This is a genomic window from Methanobrevibacter sp. (assembly GCF_045577275.1).
Classification (GTDB): domain Archaea; phylum Methanobacteriota; class Methanobacteria; order Methanobacteriales; family Methanobacteriaceae; genus Methanobrevibacter.
This window is the reverse complement of the sequence record NZ_JAZNIB010000286.1, coordinates 1-2,319: the sequence shown is the minus strand read 5'-3', so window position 1 is coordinate 2,319 and position 2,319 is coordinate 1. Positions and strand designations below refer to the sequence as shown.

Sequence of the window (2,319 nt, the reverse complement as noted above, 5' to 3'; positions counted from 1 at the left end):
TATTAATAATTATTCAAAAATATAATGAATTGAAAACTAAAAAATTGAAAAAATTAAAAATTATTAATAAAAAATTAAAAAAAGATAGGAATAATTAAAAAAATAAAAAATAACTAAAAAAAGAGATTATAGAACTAATCTACTAATGAACTTTCAGTTAAAAGTTCTACGAGAATGTAATCATAGAAATGAGATTTTCTAATATCTGCAATATCTTTTAGTTTTTGATCTCCGATAATTACATTTTCAATCTCTTCATGATATTTGTCATAATCCAATTTAACTCTAAGACCACTGAGTTGGCTTGTTACAGGAGTTGGAGAAATAACTTCCTTAATAGCTGGAACTTGATTTTCAATTTCATTTTTAACTAAGATTGAAGGTGCAATTGGAGGGTCTTGAGCAAGCTCTTTTTTACGTTTGTCCAAAAGGTCTTCAACAGTTTCAACAAGTTTTTTCAAAGCCCTTATGTTTTCTCCTCTTTTTAATCTACGTGGAATTCTACCTAATCCTGGAACATAAGCATCCACACCAGGCAATTCTTCCAAATCAATTTCAGGTGCTCCGGTAACGATTACAGGTATGTCAATGTCATTGTAAAGATAAGCCTTATCAATAATGCATTGCTTGAAACTGCCTAATGCAAAAATAGCTATGTCATGCTCTTCAATCAATGCCTTTTCAGTTTCACTGATTCCTGCTGTTCCTTTACCATGACCACGAGCTAAACCAACCATATTATCTTTTGCACCATAACGTCTAAGATATTCTGAAATATCACATGCTGCATGAGGAAGGTGATGTCTTGCAAGGGTTGGGGATACAATAGCTATTTCAGAACCCGCCATAGGTGCAACAGAGATTTCACCTAAAAGTTCCTTTGCCTTGTCCTTAATAATATCCACATCATCAATAGGAACCGCCATATTTAAAACAAGCTCCATTTGCAATATGTTGGATTGGAGAATTAAACCCCCTACATTCTCAATCAATTCCTTTAATTCTTCACTTTTGTGAATTCCACCAGTGAATGTTAATGTTTCATACATTGTAAATCATCACCTTATAAAAATCATATAATAATCCTAAATTATCAAAAAATTTCAATTTTATAAAATATTCTAATTTAATATATTTTTTTATTCTATTAAATAATTTATTATTTTTACTTGAAAGTGTTTGAAAAAATAATTTTAAAAAAAATATTTGAAAATGAAAATAAAATAAATTATTTTTTATATTATTAAAAATATAATTAAAATTAGATTAGTATTCTTAAAATGTTCTATAAAATGTTCTAAAAAATTTAATCAAAAAAGGTGTTATCATGTATGCAGAAAATAATATCTTAGTTGGGGCAAATGAAACTACAGAAGTTTATTTGTTATCCAAATTAGCAAATCGTCATGGATTAATAGCTGGTGCAACAGGTACAGGAAAAACAGTTACCTTAAAAACACTTGCAGAAGCTTTCAGTGATATGGGAGTTCCAGTATTTTTAGCAGATATGAAAGGGGATGTTTCAGGCCTTGCTAAGGTTGGTGAAGCAAACTCAAAAATAACTGAAAGAATGGAAAAATACAATCTTGCTGAAAAGGGATTCGTATTTAAATCATATCCAGTTGAATTCTGGGATCTATATGGTGAAAAAGGATTGCCAATCAGAGTCACAATCTCTGAAATGGGCCCTCAATTGCTTTCAAAAATATTGAATCTTTCTGAAGCGCAAGAAGGCGTATTGAATATTGTATTCCGTGTAGCAGATGATGAAAACCTGCTTTTAATTGATCTGAAAGATTTGAAATCTATGATTAATCATGTAAGTGATAATGCTGAACTTTATGAAAGCCAATACGGTGCAGTTGCCAAGAAATCAGCAACCACACTACTCAGATCCATACTTACCCTTGAAGACCAAGGAGGAGACCTGTTCTTCGGAGAGCCTGCATTGGAACTCAGTGACTTCATGCAATGCAATGATGAAGGAAAAGGTATAATCAACGTATTGGATTCTGTAAGACTGTCTACAGCACCTGAATTATACTCAACATTCCTATTATGGATGATATCCGAACTTTACGAAACAATGCCTGAAGTAGGTGACTTGGACAAGCCTAAATTCGTTTTCTTCTTCGATGAGGCTCACCTATTGTTTGATGACATGTCCCCTGCCTTCCAGAAAAAGGTAGAGCAGATTATAAGATTGATTCGTTCAAAAGGAATCGGAGTATACTTCATTACACAAAGTCCATCAGATATTCCGGACACTGTCCTTTCACAGCTTGGTAACAGAGTCCAACATGCACTTCATGCATACAC

The 2,319-nt window shown here is 32.2% G+C and carries 2 protein-coding genes; one reads left to right on the top strand and one right to left on the bottom strand.

What is annotated here, in order from left to right; all coding sequences use genetic code 11:
• Positions 1–134: 134 nt before the first annotated feature.
• A complete protein-coding gene (locus ACKI67_RS08350) occupies positions 135–1,049 on the bottom strand; it encodes a methanogenesis marker 7 protein (RefSeq protein WP_407463060.1) in 915 nt (304 codons plus the stop codon).
• Between the two features lie 278 nt (positions 1,050–1,327).
• Here ACKI67_RS08350 and ACKI67_RS08345 point away from each other — a divergent pair.
• The coding region (locus ACKI67_RS08345; protein WP_407463059.1) for a helicase HerA-like domain-containing protein at positions 1,328–2,319 on the top strand (992 nt) is incomplete at its 3' end.

Bases quoted from the DNA above. Each gene is read 5' to 3' on its own strand.
- ACKI67_RS08350 (WP_407463060.1), bottom strand. From the start codon at position 1,049: ATGTATGAAACATTAACATTCACTGGTGGAATTCACAAAAGTGAAGAA.